This is a genomic window from Mesotoga sp. Brook.08.105.5.1 (assembly GCF_002752635.1).
Classification (GTDB): domain Bacteria; phylum Thermotogota; class Thermotogae; order Petrotogales; family Kosmotogaceae; genus Mesotoga.
Map to the genome: position 1 here is coordinate 38,584 of NZ_AYTW01000028.1, position 20,687 is coordinate 59,270.

At 42.9% G+C, this 20,687-nt stretch carries 18 protein-coding genes; 6 read left to right on the forward strand and 12 right to left on the reverse strand.

All coding sequences use genetic code 11. The features are described 5' to 3' along the window. Positions 1-5: 5 nt before the first annotated feature. The 9 genes from V512_RS09950 to V512_RS09990 form a co-directional block, all read right to left on the reverse strand. Positions 6-830 (reverse strand): carbohydrate ABC transporter permease, encoded by an 825-nt coding sequence (locus V512_RS09950; protein WP_099830319.1) that lies wholly within the window; start codon positions 828-830, stop codon positions 6-8. A 10-nt stretch (positions 831-840) separates the two neighbouring features. After that, the gene (locus V512_RS09955) at positions 841-1,719 is read right to left on the reverse strand and encodes a sugar ABC transporter permease (protein ID WP_099830320.1); all 879 of its coding nucleotides are present in this window, start codon (positions 1,717-1,719) and stop codon (positions 841-843) included. A gap of 55 nt (positions 1,720-1,774) precedes the next feature. Further along, entirely contained in the window at positions 1,775-3,019 is a 1,245-nt protein-coding gene (locus tag V512_RS09960; RefSeq protein WP_099830321.1) for an ABC transporter substrate-binding protein, read from the reverse strand. 575 nt (positions 3,020-3,594) lie between these two features. Next, positions 3,595-4,497, reverse strand: coding sequence for a hypothetical protein (locus V512_RS09965; protein ID WP_102819138.1), 903 nt, complete (start codon positions 4,495-4,497; stop codon positions 3,595-3,597). 548 nt (positions 4,498-5,045) lie between these two features. After that, the gene (locus tag V512_RS15115) at positions 5,046-5,255 is read right to left on the reverse strand and encodes a hypothetical protein (RefSeq protein WP_243392376.1); all 210 of its coding nucleotides are present in this window, start codon (positions 5,253-5,255) and stop codon (positions 5,046-5,048) included. Between the two features lie 269 nt (positions 5,256-5,524). Continuing rightward, positions 5,525-6,379 carry a hypothetical protein gene (locus V512_RS09975; RefSeq protein ID WP_099830324.1) on the reverse strand — a complete coding sequence of 285 codons (855 nt, stop codon included), beginning with the start codon at positions 6,377-6,379 and terminating at the stop codon, positions 5,525-5,527. A gap of 143 nt (positions 6,380-6,522) precedes the next feature. Then, positions 6,523-7,002, reverse strand: a complete 480-nt coding sequence (locus V512_RS09980) for a hypothetical protein (protein WP_099830325.1) — start codon at positions 7,000-7,002, stop codon at positions 6,523-6,525. Next, entirely contained in the window at positions 6,999-8,153 is a 1,155-nt protein-coding gene (locus V512_RS09985; protein WP_099830326.1) for a nucleotidyltransferase, read from the reverse strand. The genes V512_RS09980 and V512_RS09985 overlap by 4 nt, the downstream gene beginning before the upstream one ends. Positions 8,154-8,165: 12 nt before the next feature. Next, positions 8,166-8,969 (reverse strand): hypothetical protein, encoded by an 804-nt coding sequence (locus V512_RS09990; RefSeq protein ID WP_099830327.1) that lies wholly within the window; start codon positions 8,967-8,969, stop codon positions 8,166-8,168. 603 nt (positions 8,970-9,572) lie between these two features. On the opposite strand from V512_RS09990, the gene V512_RS09995 reads away from it, so the two are divergent. From V512_RS09995 to V512_RS10020, 6 genes are read left to right on the forward strand one after another with little or no spacing between them, the layout of a single operon-like run. Then, on the forward strand, positions 9,573-10,154 hold the full coding sequence (locus V512_RS09995) for a restriction endonuclease subunit S (protein WP_099830328.1): 582 nt from the start codon (positions 9,573-9,575) through the stop codon (positions 10,152-10,154). Continuing rightward, complete coding sequence (locus V512_RS10000) at positions 10,151-11,704, forward strand: type I restriction-modification system subunit M (RefSeq protein WP_099830329.1); 1,554 nt, start codon at positions 10,151-10,153, stop codon at positions 11,702-11,704. The genes V512_RS09995 and V512_RS10000 overlap by 4 nt, the downstream gene beginning before the upstream one ends. Before the next feature lie 9 nt (positions 11,705-11,713). Next, positions 11,714-13,120, forward strand: a complete 1,407-nt coding sequence (locus tag V512_RS10005) for a restriction endonuclease subunit S (RefSeq protein WP_099830330.1) — start codon at positions 11,714-11,716, stop codon at positions 13,118-13,120. A gap of 16 nt (positions 13,121-13,136) precedes the next feature. Next, positions 13,137-16,256, forward strand: coding sequence for an HsdR family type I site-specific deoxyribonuclease (locus V512_RS10010; protein WP_099830331.1), 3,120 nt, complete (start codon positions 13,137-13,139; stop codon positions 16,254-16,256). Then, positions 16,256-16,978, forward strand: a complete 723-nt coding sequence (locus V512_RS10015) for a SprT family zinc-dependent metalloprotease (RefSeq protein ID WP_099830332.1) — start codon at positions 16,256-16,258, stop codon at positions 16,976-16,978. Before V512_RS10010 ends, V512_RS10015 begins: the two co-directional genes overlap by 1 nt. 33 nt (positions 16,979-17,011) lie before the next feature. Further along, the gene (locus tag V512_RS10020; protein ID WP_099830333.1) at positions 17,012-17,887 is read left to right on the forward strand and encodes a hypothetical protein; all 876 of its coding nucleotides are present in this window, start codon (positions 17,012-17,014) and stop codon (positions 17,885-17,887) included. A gap of 62 nt (positions 17,888-17,949) precedes the next feature. On the opposite strand, the gene V512_RS10025 is transcribed toward V512_RS10020, so the two are convergent. The 3 genes from V512_RS10025 to V512_RS10035 form a co-directional block, all read right to left on the reverse strand. Beyond that, positions 17,950-18,315: a hypothetical protein gene (locus tag V512_RS10025; RefSeq protein WP_099830334.1), complete on the reverse strand. Its 366-nt coding sequence runs from the start codon at positions 18,313-18,315 to the stop codon at positions 17,950-17,952. Positions 18,316-18,549: 234 nt separating this feature from the next. Beyond that, entirely contained in the window at positions 18,550-20,025 is a 1,476-nt protein-coding gene (locus V512_RS10030; protein ID WP_099830335.1) for a hypothetical protein, read from the reverse strand. Between the two features lie 409 nt (positions 20,026-20,434). Further along, entirely contained in the window at positions 20,435-20,677 is a 243-nt protein-coding gene (locus tag V512_RS10035; RefSeq protein ID WP_099830336.1) for a hypothetical protein, read from the reverse strand. Positions 20,678-20,687 lie beyond the last annotated feature (10 nt).

Sequence of the window (20,687 nt, forward strand, 5' to 3'; positions counted from 1 at the left end):
TCCAATCAGAGTTTCATTCCGGTCATTTTTATGCTCTGCATTAACTGTTTCTGCAATACCACAAATACTATCAAAGTGGGAATAAGAGCTACCGTGCAAGCAGCCAGTTGAATAGCCCATGGATTATTATACTCTCCACCATACTGGGCGATTCCCAGTTGCACTGTCCTCATTTCCGGCGAATTAATTATCACAAGCGGCCACATGAATGAATTCCAGTTTGCAAGGAAAAAGAAGACCGCAAGTGCTGAGAGCACGGGCTTTGAGAGCGGCAGTACGATCTTGAAGAAAACCCTCACCAATCCGCTTCCGTCAATTATTGCCGCTTCTTCCAGTTCTCTAGGGAACCCCAGATAGAACTGCCTCAAAAAGAAAATCCCGAAAGCGTGAGGAATAGCCGGTATTATAAGCCCTCTGTAAGAGTCGATCCAGCCGAAGTTTCTCACAATAAGAAACAGCGGGATTAGGATTGCAGAAAACGGAATCATCAGAGTACTGATCACAAGAATAAATAGAAAATTTCTGCCTCGATAATTGAGTCTCGCCAGTGAATATGCGGCCATTGAGTGAAGAAGAAGTGCAACTATAGTAACAACGGAGGCAACAAAGAAAGTGTTTAGCATATATCTGGCGAAAGGTACTTGCGAAAATACCTTTGTATAGTTTGACCACACCGGGTTCTCGGGGATTAGTTTCGGCGGGAAAGCGAAGATCTCGCTAGGTGACTTCAGAGAACTCACGAACATCCAATAGATTGGAAAGAGGAAGAACATCGCTAGAATCACTAGCAAAAAATACCTCAGAATTCCCTTCACTCTTCTGGTCTTCATAATTACCCCCTCACGATCCTGTGGAGACGTTACCGCCTCTCAGTGCTCTCAGCATGAAATAAGATACTCCAAGAAGAATCGCAAATAGCGTGAAAGCCTGAGCCGATGAGTAACCGAACTGGTACATGTTAAAAGCAGTGTAATAGATGTAGAATGCCGCTGTTGAAGTACTGTAGAATGGACCTCCCCCTGTAAGGATGTATATCTGATCGAAAACCTGGAAGCTCTGCAAAAAAGTCATTACGAGAACAAAAGCGACAGTTGGTTTCAACAGAGGAAGAGTAATGTTAAAGAACTTCTGTACACCTGACGCACCATCTATTTCAGCAGCTTCATAGTATTCATTCGAAATCTCGTTCAGGCCTGCAAGAAAGATTACCATGTAGTAGCCAACACTCATGTATAGACTAACCACAGCAATGCTGTAAAGAGCTTGAGACATAGAGCCAAGAAGTGGTTGTCTAGTTATTCCAAAGAATGACAGAAAGTAGTTGACGAAACCATAAGGCTGAAACATGTATTTCCAGACGAAAGAAACCGCAACCATAGACATGGCGGTGGGCGCAAAGAAAATGGCCCTGAAAAGCCCTATTCCAGGCCCCGGCTTCTGAACAAGCATTGCCAAGAGAAGAGCAAATACGAAGTTCAACGGAACAAAGAAGACCGAGTACTTTAGAGTCACAAGGATACTGTTTCGCCACTGTGGGTCTTGAAACATTGTCCTGTAATTGTCCAGACCGACAAAGAGCATATCACTTAAGCCATTCCAAGAAAAGAAGCTTATTACAAGAGCTACAATAGCAGGGACAATCGCGAAAATTATCAGTCCAGTTATGTCTGGACCTATAAAAGTGTATCCAACCAGTCTTTCCCGATTTTTTCTATTCACAGCAATCCTCCCGAAAAACCAGCCCGGGATTCAATCCCGGGCCAAGAAAATTCACTTACTTTCCGGGAACTCCACCTGTGTATCTACTAAGATATGCATCGATAGCCGCAGAAGCCCCTTTTGCAGCAGCCTTGGGATCCATGCCTGCAAACATAACGGCTTGCAAAGCGTCTGATACGGCCTTAACCATTTCCGGAGTGAATGTCGGCTCCGACTTCGACGTCTTCAGAATCTCCAGAAATACATCATTTGGTGGAGTACTGTAGAACACTTCTCCTGCATCGAGAACAGAGTATCTGGGTGAGAACTTACTATTAGTTACTGTGCACCAGTCAAGCGGGAAGTCTATCTGCTCTGCTACCAGCCATTTGGCAAACTCGGCGGCTATGTCTGTGTTCTCTCCTCTGGCATTTAGCATCATCTTCCAACCACCATATACGCTGATGCTCTCTCCTCCCTTTTCGTAAGGAGGAATTGGAAATACTCCAAAGTCGAATTCAGGGAATTCTGTCTGTAATTGCTTGACGCCCCAGAATCCACAGACGATCATGTCGGCAAGCCCGTTTCCGAATATACCAATATCATTTGCTCCAGCTGGAAGCGAGGACGGAGCCAACTCTTCTTTGACAAATGATCCCCAAAGATCAAGAGCAGCAACGGCGCCCTCTGAATCGAATGTCGATTTCTCCCAGTTTTCGTCTACGACGTCTCCACCCGCAGTCCACAGGAACGGATACCATGTGAAGTTCTGATAGTAGCCAGGTACAACTTCAACGATGATTCCGTGGCGGTTGGGAGTTGTAAGTTTTGCTGCAATTTCCGTCAACTCCGCCCAATCTTGAGGCTGGGCGATCCCCTTCTCTTCGAAAGCAGTCTTGTTGTAAAACAAAGCTACTGGCTCCATTTCAAGTGGAAGGGCATATATTTCCCCTCCAACAGTTACAGCCTCAATCGTCTCGGGCAAGAAGTCCGAAATGATATCTGCAGTCAAGTATTCACTGAGCGGCAGAGCAATTCCAGCATTGACGTATCTGAGAAAATCACCTGGACTTATGAAGAAAACATCAGGTCCTTCGCCAGTTGCAAAGGCAGTGGTGAGTTTAGTCCCAGTGTAGTCTCCCCAGGGGAAAGTCTCAAATACCACTTTCTTGTCCGGGTTTTCTTCATTCCAGAGATCAACAAATCTCTGAATTGTAGCATCTGCGTATGTGTCAGTAAACTTCCAAAAAGTGATCTCTGCAGATACCGCAGTAACAACAAGAAGCGCAGAAACTAGAAACAGTAACAAGAACTTTTTCACTTTGACCCCTCCTTTTCAGCTCGAAGATATTCTCAGTAAACGTTTGGGACATAGATATCACTAATAGTCTGCTATTGCTTTCTGGATAATACGTAAACGTTTACGATATATCATAACAAGAAACCACTGTTTCAACAAAGTCTTACTACAGTCGATTATTCACAGACTGGACGAAATACAACCAACCTAGGCACCCAGTTGATCTATTGCTCCATTAGCCGCCAGTAATTTACTGAAAGCAAGAACTTAGTTACAGCATTCTCTGCAGACCACTTAAACACTCAGAAATCGTTGCAGACAGTTTTATCACGTCGTTGAAGATCCCTTGATGCAGGAAAAGACAGATGTCAACCTCTTGAAATTCCCTGTTACCTAACCAGTGTTTAATAGCTAGCGACCCAGAAAAGAACATTTCAACCCAAAACACCGAGAGGAGTAACAGGAGTCTTTCATACGCAACATGAAAGATAACACTCACTGTATGAAGACGAAAACTCACATCCGGATTCTACAGTGACTTCTAGAAAATAAACATAGAAATAACTGTGTTGACAATCCGAAGAAGAGAGACGGTCTCACCAATCTTTCAGTTTGCTCCAGGAGGCCATAAGGGATTCCAGAGTGTCGTTGTTCATCCTTCCCTCGATATCTTTCTCTGTGTAACTTGATCCCCAATTTAATGCTCTTATCACAGCCTTTGAGAGGAGAATCCGCGCCTTTCTGTCCGTTATGCCTGTGTTCATTTGCATTTTGGTTTGCTCGCAGAAGTCTGCCCATAGCTCGTTAAGTGTTTCCTCTGGAAGATCTTCGCAAGAATTGTAGAAGCTCATGAGATCAACAACGTCATCACAATTCTCAAGCTGAAGCTTAAGCGTTTCAATGTTTTCTGCCCCTAAGAACTCTCTAATTGCGGCATAGTTATACTCATCAAAATAGAGACCTACGGGTGGACTTACACCCCACTTCCTGTACTTGTCTACCGGAAACAATGAAGTAGGGTACGCCAGAACGAACAGGAAAATTACCTGCCTAAGGACAGAACTGGCCACAGCCAGGTAGAAGAGAACACTTTCAGCTGAGATCGAGAGATTTCCTTTGTTCATAGTCGAAATGCTTTCGTCGAGTTGAGGAGAGTGATTGTAAGCGCAGAGGCTTTTGAATGCCTTTTTAAGTGATTCTTTCAACAGATTCAGCCTTTCAGTATTGCAGAATTCTGCCGCTGCCATGTGTTCTATACTCAAGTCAACCATTGCATGAAAGTTAGGTTTGTTCTTCTTTCCATGAACCCACTCGAGATGCTTTTCGTGCCCATTCTTGTCAGCAGTTACATGTCGGTATATGTGCAAGACAGAAAGCTCCAGAAATGGTCTCAACAATGCCAAGGAAGCGAGCATATTCCCGTCCAGCCATGACGATATGCTGTCGCGCAAATACAAGAGACTCTCATGGAAGCAGTAATGCCTGTTCCATACATGCATTCGCAGGATCTCAGCAGCGGTCCTTGGTTTGAAATCCAGTTGAGCATTAATAGAGATGTCCAGAATATCCTGGAACTCAAGGTAAGCCTGAATGCCATTAACTAGTTCTGAGAATTCCTGATTATCTCTAAAAAGAGAGAAAAGATCTTCAGTATACGGTTTCAGATTCTTTCTGCTTATTCCAATTATTGTCAGAAGAATCCTGTCTGGGGAACCTTGATAATCCGGGTCTCTAACTATGCTTAGATATTCCCTCTGCTCAGTAAACCACTTCTTGAATCTTTCGAATTTCGTCTTGTCCGCCGTTTTTTCACCTCCTCACGTAAGTATACTGCCGAAATGGCTGCTTTCCCGACTGACAATCACCATTTCAAGAGGTTCTATTTCTTAGTCCAGAATTGTCTCGAATGTTTATTAGCAGATGCCACATACCAATTTCGCGAATCACATATACTATCGATCAAATTGGAGCATACATAGCTGTGTTGAGATCTTTCACTCATAACATCCCATACCACTTACTGATAACTCCACGCAATTTGCATTAATCAGGTTTCTTTTCCCAGTTCGTTCCAGTTATCGGTGAAATATGTGGAGATACCCAAGCCGGGCATGTATTCGGGATAGATCAGCTGAAACTCCTTTCGTGCTTCTTCATAACTTCTATCGGAGATCACGTGCAGACCCTTAGCCATGAAAAGCAGTGCCAGAGAGGGAGCTCTTGATTCACCAAGGTTGCAGTGAATCAATAGATTCATGCCTTCGCTATAATGCTTCTTGGCGAAGTTCATGAAATCAACAAAGGTCTGTGGCATGAAAAGAGGAATATCTGGATCAACGATGTTCAGATAGAGATTAGCTCCTCTCTCAAGACTCAGGTAATTGGGGTGGTTCTTTGGTAGTGAACCTTTGTACCCAACTGCAATGACGTGACATGGATGCTTGCAGGCATGAACTACAGCCCATCCCGGTCTGGAATGGAAGCAATCCGCTTCAGAGCCAACATAGAGACGATCATGTACTTTGGTTATGTTGGATTGCCTTCCTTCAATTTTCTTTGCTGAAACTCAAGGGCAGTCCAGAAAATGTTCCATGCGAGGGATTGATAACTCCACAATTCTATAATCGTAATCTTTCTATTTTCAAGATTGGTTGATCCGTGGGCCGAATAGTCATCCCTTAGCTTATTGAACTTTCTTACAAGCTCATAATAAGACCTTTCAACGAAATCCCCAGTACCACTATCGTACTTCTTCATCTTCTTAAGTGGATCAATCCCTGCATTTACAAACTTTCCAAGGAACTTCTTTTCATTTTTTGGTGGATCTCCAATTATCGCCTCAACTGACTTATAGGCATTATGAAGAGCATTTTCAAAGGCACATTTCTCAAATCTGGTGGGCGGCACGAAATCAGGATCACTCAGTATTTCTGTACCTCTCGGCATACAGAAGTCTCTGTGGCTCATTGCAAGGAAACCCGCGCTCAGAAGAAGCTTTTCACTGGAGACCAAAACCGGTACCAAACGAAAGACATTTCTGAGTCTGTCTTCGCCAATAGCCAGACTGTTATGCATAATTGTCTCGAAGCTTAACGGATCAAAGTACTCAATATTCACCGTATGATATCGCATAAGAGATTGAAGATGCAGAATGCTCTTAGTGTTTATTAAGTTCAGAGGGAACTTGAGTAAGTAAAAAGGCTCTTCGTGAGGTAGAGAACCCATCGAGAGTAGAAATGCTCCCTGGAATGCATCGGCGATCCTTTCAGAAAGGTTGTCCGATTCCTCGCCATCACCAAAGACAATCACATGACGTCTTGAATGAGTTTCGTTACCCAAAAAAGGGTTACCTTGCTCATCGACAACAAGAACTGTCTTCAATAAACATCCTATCGCTTTGAGGGCTTTCCGAGAAGCTCGAAGATAATGCTGTGTTACTTTGCGACCACTACGCATAATATAGGTGCTCTTGTGGTCTTTGCTGCCTTCTGGAACGCTTAAACCAGTTACTAGATAACCGTATTTCATGAAAACCTACCCGGTCTTATGGTACGGAAGGCTTTGGTCTTTAAGGGAGTACGGTCTCTCTTCTTATTTGAAGTTGGATGTACTCCCTTGCCAAACCATGTACCTGTAGCAATCCAGACTTCATAATAGAAAAGCCATAGGGATGTCCAGGGGATTATTGTCTCACCAATAAGCATAGTTGGTTTCCATTCATAGTGTTTCGGATAATATAGGCAGAGCGATCCATCAGAGAACAAATGAGGAGGATTTCTCCCATCCGATTTCTCCAGTTGTGGTTTAGTAATTCGGACTCTAGGGCGTGATTGGAGACGATAGTTCAATGTGAATGTGTACGTTGATGAAATCGTTGTGGGAGATATTTGCCCGCTTATTCTCAGTTCACCGCATTTAGCTATACATTTGAACCCTGGGAATGTTTGTTTCAGGTGGCTGTATTGCTCCATAATTGTCAAGGGTTTCAGTATGTTCTTCTTCACCTGCTCTCTCCAAAGAATGTATTCTTCCTCACAGTAGTTGAATTCAGCTCAGAATCCCCCACACTACTGAGATTACCTGTTGCGTTTCCCATAGTCAGACGCTCCGCTTCCCTAAGTGCCTGAATGTCTTCAGAGTATTTGGTCAAAGCTTCTTTTGTCTCAGTCTCACCAAACATCTCTTCAAGATGTCTAGATATATCATTGATTCCCCTAATAGAGCTAAGGGTTTTCCACCGATTCGCGAAATCAGAGACAAATTCCTTAAAGGCCCTGAATTCAGCAGAATTAGCCTTCCAAGATTCTGCAAAGTTTTCTCCGTTTTCTATAGGATTAAAAACAGCGGGAGGAGACTGCAGACTGCACACATTGGAAAGAATTGAGTCAAGAATATGGCCCATATCATCAAACAAAGAGCCCTTATCCTGATAGTACATACCAGCCAAGGTTGTCAGAATTATACTCCTAGGCGCTTCATCATTTTTCGTTGAGAAATAGAAATCTCTTCGTCTCTTTATGAGTTGTACTGAACGTTTGAGAGTGGGTTTGACTTCAAACGGAAGGTCGTGAGGAAGTGGTTCCTGCTGAGCTACCTCAATAATCTTTCTCTGCAGTTTAATGCATCGATCTTCAAACCACTTTGCATATAGCCTTGGAGCAGATGGCACCCAATGATTGAGTTGCTTATCCGGAACTCGCAGTCTTTCTGACTCAATATTCGCAAGTGGGTAAGCAGGTAGAATGTCCATATGAAAGTCATCAACATACTTGATGCGAACACATCTTCGCTTTTTCTCTACCATGTTGGCGTATCTATCACTATCCCTGAATTTCCTGTAAAGCTTATCAAGCAAAACGTTTGGGCTCAAATCGGAATGCCATATTTGTTTTATCTTCAACACAATGTCAAGATCATACTCCTCACCAGACAAAGGTTTTACAGTAGTGCCTATTTTGTAGGAGCCTTGCGGAAAGACATCGATATCGTTCCCCTGAAATAGATCTTCATCACTATCAAGGAAATTGAAAATTGCATCATAGGTCTGACTTGCCTTTTCTCTTTTTGTTTGCGGCAGTTGTAGTTCATTTCCAATACGTTGGAGTAATTCATCCATTACAGGTTTTGAAGTAACAAAATAAGCTTCATACAGCACACTCATCACTCCTCACAGAATCCATAGGCTATTTTCCGAAATCTTGGCGCTTTGTGAATTGATTTCTACACCCTCTGACTCAATCTCATTCTCTGAACACCATTTATAATGATCTTTCTCGTTGCTCATAGTACTTCTCAATGCGATTTCTTGTTCATCTGTAGGTAGGAACTCATATATTTCAGCCAACAGGAATTCATTGGATTTGGGATTCAGTTTTGACATTTTCTTTGGTTTGTATAGCATTATTGTCCTCAGATACCGAAATTTCAATATCCGAAAAGGCTCCTTTGGAAGAATCCCAGACTCGAGAAGCTCCTCGCGGAATTCTCTTTCAACGGTAACCTCCCTATCTTCCCTGCCATAAAACCACTTAAGAAAATACCTTAGTTTCCATCCCGGAATTCGAATCCTCAGATCGTCTTTGCTATCTTGATCAATTGGCATGCAATTATCGTCTTTTGCGTTCATCTTCGTGAACGTTGAGGTAGCTCCAGGGTAATATTTAATGACGCCTCCGACTGGCTGAAATTGCTTGTTGATTCTATTCCCTTGAACAAGAAGGTATCTGTCATCAATCTTAATTCTAAACAGATATGAGATAGAGAGCCTAACCTCTTTTTTGAGTAAGCACCTAAGAATGATCAAGATCGAACGAAACACGAAATTCTCGAGACCAAGAAACCAGGTCAAGGCGAACGAGATTAATCCCGAAATCAATGCAGTGAGCAATAAATTCATCAGGATTCCTGACATTAGCGACAGAACAAAAAAAACGAGAAACAGCACCGACATCTTTACAATGAAACCAGCCATCAACAGTCCTCCTTTGAAAAGAATACTCTTTTCAGGAAACTCAAAGTCTCTCGAAACATCTAGGTCCTATTCAGCAATATTCAAACGTTTACTTGGTCTGAACCACTCCCTATTCAGGAGTCTCATGCTGGTGAGATTCATTTGAGTCTGGAGAAGTGTGTGGAAAGAGAGTGATTTGGAGAAGGATATCCAGTACACTTGTAGTGACAGTTTTATTTGCACGAAACTCGTTTCTCAAATCCTGGAGCCCCAGCTCTAGGATTTCTATTAAGAATGATACTACTATTTACACAGTTTGTCAAGCGATGAATTGTCGTAAGATACTTACAATTTATATATTGCTTCAGTCATAGTTAGATTGTGCTATACTAATAACAGATTGGCAGTCGCTTCCTGAGACCTATCAGTTCATTTTAGCACTCAGTCGGTTGTTTTCTGATGAGTGTCAATCCGTAAAAAATTTTTAACAAAGGATTCTGTCAAAAGGGGCCTGATGAGCGTCGATTGGTGCAACCTCCGAGAGCGTAAGAAATTAGCGATAATAGATTACGTTGATCCATGCTGAAAACTTACGTCGATTTCGTTTCTATTTGGGAGCTACAAATGAGGATAACTGAGAGAAAACTCGAGGAAATCGCCGATGTAATAATCGGTATAAATGAGGCTAGAGGTAAGAAGACGGGGGAATTCACTTATCACATAGTGAACCCAGCTGATCTGGATGATTCGAACGACTTCGATAGGCTTGAACCCGTAAACCTTGAAACGGAGGTCGGAGATCATAACCTAGTCCATCGGGACGATTTACTAATAAAGAGAGTCAGTCCTAACTTTGTAACGTTAGTCACGGGTGAAGTCTCCAACGTAGTTGTTTCAAGCAACATGTTGATTATTCGCTGTCATCAAAGCGTTGTACCAGTATTTCTTGCTGGATATCTAGAGCTTAGAGGGCTAGAGGCTCTGAAACACTATACGGAAAGAGGAATGACAATGCACTCGGTAAGCAAGAAGGAGCTGAATGAGTTCTTGATCCCCTTGCCGGATTTGAAGACTCAGGAGATCCTTGGAGAACTCTGGTTTCTGAACAAGCAAAAGCGGGACTTGCTCTCGAGGCTTTCGGAAAAAGAAAGCGATCACATAAAATCTATATATATCAGAGCACTAAGTGAGGGGAGAGGCAGATGACGACTAGAAAAGACATCGAAAACGTATTATGGAGAGGAGCAGACACCTTCAGGGACACGATCGATGCGGCCAACTACAAAGACTTCGTTCTTTCGATTCTCTTTGTGAAGTATCTTAGCGATACTCACACGGAGTTACTGGAAGAACTCAAAAGCAATTATGACGACGATGTAAGACTAGAACGTCAACTAAAAAGGCTTCCGGTTGTCATGGACGATGAGCACAAGTTCGATTACCTCTACAAAAACAAGAACAGCGATGACCTTGGCCAATTAATCAACGCCTGTTTGAGAGGTATAGAAGATAAAAACTTCGAGCAGCTCAACGGTGTTTTCAGAAGCATAGACTTCAACAGTGAGAGTCTTCTGGGAAACAAGCCTCATAGAAACGCCATACTGAGAGAACTGTTAGATGATTTTGTAAACCTCGATCTACGCCCTTCACAGATAGAGACAAAACCCAGTCAAATTCCCGCAGATGTCATAGGCGACGCATATGAATACATGATCGGCGAATTTGCCAGCAGAGCCGGAAAAAAGGCAGGAAGCTTCTTCACTCCTACGGCGGTCTCTGAACTAATGGCTCGTCTTGTTGAACCAAAACCTAATGACAGGATATACGATCCCACATGCGGTTCAGGCTCTTTACTGATTCACGCGGCAAAGAGAGCCGGAACGGAAATGGACAAGGTCCAGATCTACGGGCAGGAACTCAATGGATCGAGCCTCTCGATGGCGAAGATGAACATGTATATACACAGGATCCTGGACGCAAAGATCGCCTGGGGCGATACTCTTGCCAATCCGCTCCATCTGGACGAAAACGGTAACCTTATGCTCTTCGATGTCATCGTTGCAAATATGCCCTTCTCGAAAGATAAGTGGGCCTCGGGCTTCAATCCGGGCGGTGAGAACGCTGGAAACGGGAAGAAGTTCTCAATGGAAGCCGCACGCGACAAGTATCACCGTTTCGACTGGGGAGTGCCTCCCGCCAGCAAAGGTGATTGGGCCTTCCTGCTTCACATGATTCACAGCATGTCCGAGCGGGGAAGGATAGCCGCAGTTGCTCCTCATGGAGTTCTATTCAGAGGCTCTTCAGAGGGGCGAATTAGGAAACAGGTGATCAAGAATAACCTTCTGGATGCCGTTATTGGGCTACCTTCAAATCTCTTCTTCGGAACATCGATTCCGGCTTGCATAATGGTATTCAAGAAGAACAGAGACAGGAACGACGTAATCTTCATCGACGCCTCAGGAGAAGACCACTACGAGAAGGCCAAGAACAAGAACACCCTGAAAGAAAAGCATATTGAAGAGATAGCGAAGGCCTACTTTGATAGAAACGACATCCCGAAGTTTGCTCACATTGCCACTCTCGAAGAGATAAAGGAAAACGACTACAACCTCAACATCCCCCGCTACGTTGATACCTTCGAGCAAGAAGAGTTCATTGACATAGAAGCGGTACAGAAGAACATAAGAGAAATAAATGTCGAGCTTGAAGAAGTGCAGAAGAAAATGGACGAATATCTCAAAGCGCTGGGCTTATAGGTGGCTGCAATGAGGGATGATATTAAAAGGCGGATAGAGCAAATCAGGCGGGGAGAGGTGCCTGAGGGGTATAAAAGAATCGGTGGTAGAATTTTTCCTGAATCGTGGTCATTGAACAAAATCAAAGACTTCGCAAAAACAAAGAGTGGCAAGACACCTGATAGGGACAGACATTCCGAATTCTATCAGGGTGGAAATCTGAACTGGTTCAAAACAGGAGAGCTTCTCACAAAATACCTTAGTAACAGTGAAGAGAAGATAACTCCTAAAGCATTAGCGCTGTGTGGAATGCCTGTCTTTCCCAAGAGGAGTATAATCCTTGCTATGTATGGAGCAACAATTGGTAAAGCTTCTATACTAGATGAAAACTCGACTACAAATCAAGCATGTTGCTGCATCTTTCCGTCTTCATCATATGATACTGAGTATATTTTCTATCAAATCACGTTTAATAGAGAAGCGTTTGTCAAGATCTCCGCGGGAGCTGCACAGCCAAATATAAATCAAAGTCTAGTACAGAACTTCTGTCTTCCACTCTGCGAAACTAATGAGCAAAACCGAATAGCAGAGATTTTGTCAACTTGCGACAGGGTTATCGACCTGAAGAAGAAGCTGATAGAAGATAAGAAAAAGGTAAAGAAGTGGCTCATGCAGACGCTGCTAACAGGAATGATCCGCGTCAAGGATATTGAAAACGGGACCCCATACGAAGAACTCAAGAAACGAATCGAGCAGATAAGAAGGGGGAAAGTTCCTCAGGGATACGACAGAAATGGCATTCTTGGTATTATTCCTGAGGAATGGCAGGTTTTCCAAATGTCAAGAATAATTTCTACATTAACCGATTTTGTGGCAAACGGAAGTTTTGCTTCATTAAGAGCTAACGTCAAATATCTGAGAAAGCAAGATTATGCAGTGCTTCTCAGATTGGAAGATCATAGCAATGACTACAAAGGTGAGTTTGTGTATGTTGATATGTATTCATATCAATTCTTGAGAAAATCAGTACTTAAACCGGGCGATATCATAATAGCAAATGTAGGAGCGCGTTGCGGTTTTGTGTTTAGGGCGCCAAGCTTGAAGCTTCCAATGACTTTGGGTCCTAATGCGATTCTACTGAGAACAAATCAAGATGATTACTGGGTTTACTACTTTCTTTCGAGTTCTATTGGTCAGTCACAACTGAGCCAGATCAAAGGTACTTCAGCTCAACCGAAATTCAATAAGACAGATTTCAGATCTCTATCCATATGTTTGCCGGAAATAGCTGAGCAAATTAGAATCGCCGAAATTCTCTCAACCGCTGACACAGAGATTGATCTACTGAACAAAGACCTCGAACAATGGGAGCTAAAGAAAAAATCACTCATGCAGCTACTTCTAACAGGTATTGTAAGGGTTAATGCAGAGAACTGAAGCCGGGGGTGAGCTCATGCTTGACCACAGAATCTTCAACGAAAGACCGGAGAGCCAGGAGAGGATGATAAAGCTCCTCCAGAAGCTGGGATATGAATACGTTCCAAGGGCCGTGGCCGAAGAGAAACGCGGAAGCAAGACTAAGGTCATTTTTGAAGACGAACTGGTCAAGTTTCTCGGAAGACAGATCTTTGATTACAAGGGGGAGAAGCTACATTTTTCAAGTGAGTCCATAGGCAAGGCTATTAGAGAGCTAGACGCTCCCATCACCAACGGCCTAATGATGACTAGTAAAGTCATATATGATCTTCTCTGCATGGGAAAAAGCCTGGAGCAGACTCTTCCAGACGGAGCGATGCAGTCTTTCGATATCAAGTACATCGACTTCGACAACCCTGCAAACAATATCTGGCAGGTAACTGACGAGTTCGAAGTAGAGAGGCCAAACGGCAAGTTTGCACGGCCGGATATTGTGCTTCTTGTCAACGGTATCCCCCTTGTAGTTATAGAATGTAAGAAGTCAAGTGTAGATGTAATCGAGGGAGTAAGACAGAACATCAGAAACTGGCACCCTGATTACATACCCCACCTATTTAAGTTCGCTCAAATTGTAATAGCAACCAATTCGAACGAGTTTTTGTATGGCACATGTGGAACAGCCGAAAAGCACTTCAGCAGATGGAAGGAAGAGCAGAAGGACTGGCAGGAAGAACTCTGCAAGAAATGCTCCCCTGATGGAAAGATAGTAGAGCAAGACAGAGCAGCAGTTTCTCTTCTGTCAAGAGAAAGGTTGCTGGAGCTTACCAGAAGCTTCATTATATACGACGCCAATATAAAGAAGATAGCGAGGTACAAGCAGTTCTTCGCAGTCAAGAAATGCATGGACAGGATCAAAATGAAGGACGGCAAGGGAACAAAAAACGGGGTGCTCTGGCATACGCAGGGCTCGGGAAAGACTATAAGCATGATTATGCTCGTCAAAATGATCCAGCGTGACAAAGATTTCGAGAATCCACGTTTCATACTCGTTACTGACAGGAAGAACCTCGACAAGCAGATACTTGAAAACTTCAGCAACACGAAGATGCATCCGACAAGGGCAACTACGGGCCGTGGTCTGGTATCTCTCATAAAGGACGACGGAAAGACTGTAGTTACTACCATAGTTAACAAATTCGAGACAGCCATAAAGATGAACTTCAGGAAAGAAAACAAGAACATATTTCTGATTATCGACGAAGGTCATAGAAGCCACTACGGGAGACTGAATACATATATGAACGTGGTGCTTCCGAATGCAGTAAAACTCGCCTTCACGGGAACACCACTAATCAAAGAGGAAAAGAAGAACACCTATGACAAATTCGGACCCCTCATAGATTCTTACACGATGGAGGACGCAATCAGCGATGGGGTTACTGTTCCGCTTGTGTATGAAGGAAGAATAATACCTCAGGGAATTTCTAACGCGAAGATTGATGAGATTCTCAAATACGTCACCGCCCCACTTAGCGAAGAAGAGAAAGAGAAACTCAAGAAGAAGTACAGTACATTCTTCCATCTCTCACATACAACAAAGAGGTTGGAAATGGTTGCAGTGAACGTGTACGAACACTTCATACACTATTGTCGGCCAAAAGGCTTCAAGGCGATACTGACTTGCTCCTCCAGAGCTTCTGCGATCGATATGTATCACGAACTCGAAAGTCTCGGAGATCTCAACTCAGCGGTAGTAATAAGCCCATCGGATACCAGGGAGGGCGATGACGATGATCTTTCGAACTCGAGCAGAGAGAAAATAAATAGCTTCTTCAGCAAAATCGTGATCCCCCTTCACGGTGATTCGGAGACATACGAAGAATACGTAAGAACCACCTTCAACAGAGAAGACAATGATATTGAGCTCATCATTGTGAAAGATAAACTTCTTACGGGTTTCGACGCCCCAATAGCGGCTGTTCTTTACGTTGACAAACCCATGCGGGATCACAACCTCTTGCAGGCAATTGCAAGGGTTAACCGTGTCTATCCTGGGAAGGACTTCGGGCTCATCGTCGATTACTATGGAATCTTCAAGAAGCTTCACGGTGCGCTAGACCTCTATTCAGATGAAAAGTCAGGGATGAATCAGTTCGATAAGGACGATATAAGAGATGTCCTGAGCGGGCCTCAGGAAAACAGCAGAGAACTGCTTAGAGTGAGAGATAACCTTCTCAATCTTTTTCCTTCTATCCCAATTGATGAGAGACGGACTATCGTTTGGCAGGAATGTCTTGAGAAAGACGATCTCCGGAAAGAATTCTACGAAAGGCTCAAAGAGTACTCAAAGATGGTCGATCTTCTCTTTTCGAGTTACGAGTTCTTCAACTTCGTCGGAGTAGAGAAAGCAGAGGAGTATAGGCGTGAGCTGCTCTTCTTCACTAAACTTAGAAATTCCGTCAGTTTAATTCATGATGATAGTGGAGAAATGAGCACAAAGGAATACGACGACAAGATCAAGAACCTTTTGAACAAATACGTGATGGCAAATGATGCCTGGACTGTACAGGAACCGCTTGACATAATGTACAAAGCGAAAATGGATGAGCAACTCAAATCGCTTGCTGACAGCAAGTCAAAAGCCGATGCCATAAAGACCAGAATGATAGCGGAGATAAGCTCGAGAGAACACGATGACCCAGCAATATACATGGAGTTCTCGGAGAGAATAAAAGAGACAATTCGCAGATACGAAGAAGAAAGGAACACTGAGAAATACCTCGCAAATATGGAGAAGCTGGCCGAAGATCTCCGAGAAGGTCGATCTGGAAAGTCATATCCTGCACGGATAGACAACGACAGCGACTCGAAAGCCTTCTACAGTACAGTGCTACATGAGTTACAGGAGCACTCAGGACTAAAAGCGAACGAAGCAATCGAAGAGGATATTGCCATTCTCTCCCAGGGAATAAAACGGGCAATAACCGGAAATACGAAAATTGATTGGCGTGACAATGTAACAGTGCACAAGAGGATCATGGCGGAACTCGACGATCTAATCTTCGATTTCATTGAAGCGCATGGATTAAAGATTTCAACGGATATCGTAGATCTTATTCTAGACAAACTACTTATCGTAGCAAAGAAGAGGTACTGATGGAAATGATAACTTTGAAGCTCAATAACAACAAAGAAATAGAAGTTGCCGTTACAAGACGTCAGATGAGAAACGTGAGACTGAAAGTCTTCCCCAACGAAGAGGTTTCAGTTTCGGCGCCTCACGGGGTATCCCTTGAGTGGATCGAGAAGTTTGTAGAGAAGAAACGAGAATGGATTGAAGGTAAACTAGGCTTTTTCAGAGAGAGTAATGCTAACGATAAACTGAATTTTATAAAGAGCGGGGTCACTGTAAGGATTCTAGGAGAGCAAATCATGATTATCGTTCGAGAATCCTGGCAGAAGAATGTAATTCTGGAAGACGCGAAGCTCTTCATTTACACACCAGATCCAAAGGATGAGGAAACGCTCTCAAAACAACTTGAGGTCTGGATAAGGAAAAAGCAGAAGTGCCTCTATGAAAGTCTACTTGATAAGCTCTACCCAATAATCGGTAAGTATGGATACCAAAGGCCCACAATAAAGGTCAGAAAGATGAAAACACTCTGGGGAAGCTGCAACAGAAAGAAGGGAATCATTACGATGAACTATTATCTCTACAAAGCCAAGAAACCCTGTATAGAATACGTAATGCTCCATGAACTAGTGCATTTCATCTATGCGGGGCACAATAGAGAATTTTACGAGTTCTTGAGTACACACATGCCCGGCTGGAAAGAGCGAAAGAAGATTCTTGACTATGAGGTTGTTCTGGGAGTGTGAAATACAGATTTTGAAAGACTGGAGAGGTGAAAAATGAAACCATTCTCTGAAAGATATGGGTACAAGCAACCAAAGGTAGATATTCAGACCGATTCCATGGATGACGATTTGCGAAATGCCTTGTGGAACGAAGTATATGCCGAGTTTACTGGGGTTCTTTATACTCATTACGAATACTTAGTCATGAGTTCATCAGACGAAAAATTATTCACTGAACTCTGGAAGTCGTTCTTTAAGTTGCCACTTGATGAAATGCCAAGAGACAGCACTAATTACCTTGTGTCTCTCAAAAAACTCTTCTACAGGCTCGAGTGGCATGAAGTATATGATCTCATAGAGTTCATGCTTGACTGGATTGCCAAAGATTCCCGCTACAAGTTCCATCTTAGGGCTTTTAAGAACAAGTTGAATAACGTTCTTGAAAGCAATCTGTCGGGATACAGGATTATTGACACCTGTGTAACTCCAATAGTAGATGATGCAGAGATCGAAGAGATAGAAAGTGCAATATGCCTAGCAGATCTACTGAACGGTGTTAAGAAGCATCTCCAAACTTCTCTGGAATTCTTCTCCAGAAAGCATGATCCTGACTATCGGAATTCGATAAAGGAATCAATAAGTGCTGTAGAATCTCTTTGCAAAATCATCTGTGGTAATCCGAAAGCAACTCTTGGCGAAGCACTAGAATCCATAGACAAAAAGGGGTTAGTCCCGTTTCATAAGGCCCTAAAATCAGGATTGCTCAATCTATACGGATATACAAGTGATGAACAAGGTATAAGGCACGCCTTCACAGATGGTAAGAGTGAGGTATTTCAAGAAGACGCACGCTTCATGCTGGTCTCTTGCTCTGCATCTGTCAATTATCTCATTGTGAAAGCTGACAAAGCGGGAATAACAACATCTTAACTATTTTCGCAGTTTTTTCTTCGTTTGCATTTCTACTTAAGAATGACTTGGCTTGAACGGTTTCAGGGCAGGAGTGCCTGCACAATGCTAAATATTGCGTACAGCGCTATGCTTCCATAAACTAAATCAAGACCCCTTGAGTGGGAAGAAGTTATCCGCTTAAGAGAGCGGTTCTTAGTTTTTTTCATCTCCTCCTTCAAAGATTCTGGAAGAGACTTCTTTATTTCCTCCGGTAATTCGTTTATGCGAAACCTAGAGAATAGGGGCAATGACAAATCTTGACTATCCCTTCTGTTGAGATTCCAGTGAAGTCTCTCAATTTCCATTGCCCTCTTGCTCATTTGTGTGAAAAGAACTCTGTTGCGCCTTTCTGCAAAATACATACCAATGGTAATGGCTAACAGCAATGCTGATTCTTTAAGCCCCATCGATTCTCTAACAAAAAGACCGACTGCATAACAAAAATCCCCAACAAGCTGAATCTGTGTGCGTTACTATGTCATTGTGATATGCGATCAATGAACTATACTCCGTCCGAACGTCTTCTGCATTCGTAAAAACGCCATTTTCAGAACTAATCGCCGACTTTTCCTCCATTCTAATTACCTCCGATTTCTAGCTGATTCAGATGCCATCTCCCGATATAGTCATTTAGAGCATTCTCACTGCCCAGAAAGATCTTTCTTCAGCTGTGCGAAGCTTTGGAACACACTTTTGCTCGAAAGCCTATTTAAGCTTGTTTCCATCCTAGATACGTCTTCTATGACAATCAAGTTGGTGTGGGCAGCCCTATTTCTTTCTTCTAGAATTATCTCCCACTCCTCGCTAAGAACATTCAGTTCCACTCTTGTGAAGTGCGGGGGTATTCTTGCTTCATGTGTAACTCTGTGAACGAATGATAATCTTGTCTTTCCTAATTCTGGCGGTCTCCACGCTCCACAATATTTAGTATTGAAATTGACAGCTCTTCTTCCAAACGTATGTACTCCGCTTACCCCCGGTTCCGTACACAGCTTGTTGAAAAACGTGGGCATTTCTATCGGATTATCCAGGAGTGTTCTCAGCCACTGAACTATCGATAGCCTGATCTCGTTCTCGAACACTTTCGCGAATGGCATTAAAACAGGGGTGTATTCAGGCTTAAATTGAGTACTCAAATCAGGGTAAGCTGAGTCCAAAAATATACATGCGCCGCTCTGAAAGAAATCCTTAACTCTCTGCGCATTATGGAGCCAAAGAGAAGACTGCCAATCAAGGTAAGTCTCATCGATTGCCACTGTTTGGGACTCATCTGTATAAGAGCATAGAGTTGATATTGCATTGGAGATACTTATAGATAAATCCTCGATAGTCCTGACAAAGTTCTTTTCATTACTAGGATTTCTGCTTAGCCCTTGTTTTATCCGGTCAAGCTGTGCAAACCCTGAGTGCAAAAGACTGACAGTCTCTGTTTGAGCCTGTTTCCTTACATGATAATTCTGACAGTTAACCGCTGCTAGGCAACTAACTAGACCGTTCAACAAATCAGCAAGAGATTTGAATTCTCTCTTCCAGTCAATCACTACTTTCTCTTCTTTAAAGCCTTCATCTATTAATCGGAGCCTCTTCCTTTCCTGACAGTCCATGCTGGCAATCAAGCCAAGATTAATCAGCTGTGATTTGATTGATTGAGTACTTGTCTTAATGGCTCGAAAAGATCTGTAAGCGAAGTCTTCCGTAACAACAATCAGTGGAAGATCATTGTAATCTAAACCAAGGGTGCTACAGATAAGCTTAACTGTTCTGGAAGCTTCTTTGGTTCTGATAGTATTGTCTTTCTCAAATACACCGACTGCGTCATACTGCTGAATTGCTGAGTAATATTCTCTTGCAGCTGCTTTCTTCATCCAGTTCTCCGGTGGATCCACAAGAGCAAAGAAAAGAAGATCTTTGCCACTTCTTCTATCGAGAGATTCGAAGATGTTTCCCAAAAACGCTCCAAACTCTGCATCTATTTCCGGATCGAACAGAATGAAAGCAAAAAGCTTGAAATCTCGGAGAGCTTCCCTAACGTATCTATATTCAAGTTCCTTCTGACCCGTTTTTCTCTGACGGGATAGATTTTTGATGATTGTGTAACTTGTTATTGGGTAACCCATACTTCACCTCAGGAACAACAATCTCTAATACCGCTTTTGGTACTGATACCCAAACAAGTACTAATGAAAGCCGCACACTTCCCAAATTATTATAATCATTGTTACAGTAAAAACCAAATTCAACCAAACTGACTTACTATAGCAGAATAAGTATTAGCCAGTCTTCCAAGTTATTAGTCATGACAACTGCTTCATGCTTACTCCTTGTAGTTTATTCATAAGCATCAGTTCATAATTAAGAAATCCAGAAAGTCATGAAAGGCCTGATAACGAGCGAAAATAACTGCAAAGAGCCCCGGAAATCTGGGGCTCATAGAAAAAACCTTTCATCTGAACTTGATTAGCCATTAGTGGCCACTTGGGGAAGCGGAATCTGTCCATATGAAAATATTTTTCGATGTGAAGCTTCTTAATTCACCAACACCTTCATCGCCGTCTTCCAAAGGCCCTTGTTCAGGAACATGACGACTAGGTCAATCAAGACGTCCAGGATGAAGTCGAAGAATTCTGGATCGATCTTCCATTCTTCATCCGGAAGCGCGTCCTTTATCATCTGTTTCACTTTCTCTTTCTTCTCAGCCCCGTTGCCGGGACTCTCCACATAACTTGCGAAGACGGTTATTAGAGAAATCAATTGTCGTATGAAATCCATAACTACCTCC

Excerpts from the sequence above, each read along its gene's own strand:
- V512_RS10015 (WP_099830332.1), top strand. The coding sequence starts at position 16,256 with ATGGAAATGATAACTTTGAAGCTCAATAACAACAAAGAAATAGAAGTT.
- V512_RS15115 (WP_243392376.1), bottom strand. The coding sequence starts at position 5,255 with ATGAATCTATTGATTCACTGCAACCTTGGTGAATCAAGAGCTCCCTCT.
- V512_RS10000 (WP_099830329.1), top strand. The coding sequence starts at position 10,151 with ATGACGACTAGAAAAGACATCGAAAACGTATTATGGAGAGGAGCAGAC.
- V512_RS10005 (WP_099830330.1), top strand. The coding sequence starts at position 11,714 with ATGAGGGATGATATTAAAAGGCGGATAGAGCAAATCAGGCGGGGAGAG.
- V512_RS09995 (WP_099830328.1), top strand. The coding sequence starts at position 9,573 with ATGAGGATAACTGAGAGAAAACTCGAGGAAATCGCCGATGTAATAATC.
- V512_RS09950 (WP_099830319.1), bottom strand. The coding sequence starts at position 830 with ATGAAGACCAGAAGAGTGAAGGGAATTCTGAGGTATTTTTTGCTAGTG.
- V512_RS10030 (WP_099830335.1), bottom strand. The coding sequence starts at position 20,025 with ATGGGTTACCCAATAACAAGTTACACAATCATCAAAAATCTATCCCGT.
- V512_RS09990 (WP_099830327.1), bottom strand. The coding sequence starts at position 8,969 with ATGGCTGGTTTCATTGTAAAGATGTCGGTGCTGTTTCTCGTTTTTTTT.
- V512_RS10020 (WP_099830333.1), top strand. The coding sequence starts at position 17,012 with ATGAAACCATTCTCTGAAAGATATGGGTACAAGCAACCAAAGGTAGAT.
- V512_RS09965 (WP_102819138.1), bottom strand. The coding sequence starts at position 4,497 with ATGCATGTATGGAACAGGCATTACTGCTTCCATGAGAGTCTCTTGTAT.
- V512_RS10010 (WP_099830331.1), top strand. The coding sequence starts at position 13,137 with ATGCTTGACCACAGAATCTTCAACGAAAGACCGGAGAGCCAGGAGAGG.
- V512_RS10035 (WP_099830336.1), bottom strand. The coding sequence starts at position 20,677 with ATGGATTTCATACGACAATTGATTTCTCTAATAACCGTCTTCGCAAGT.
- V512_RS10025 (WP_099830334.1), bottom strand. The coding sequence starts at position 18,315 with ATGGGGCTTAAAGAATCAGCATTGCTGTTAGCCATTACCATTGGTATG.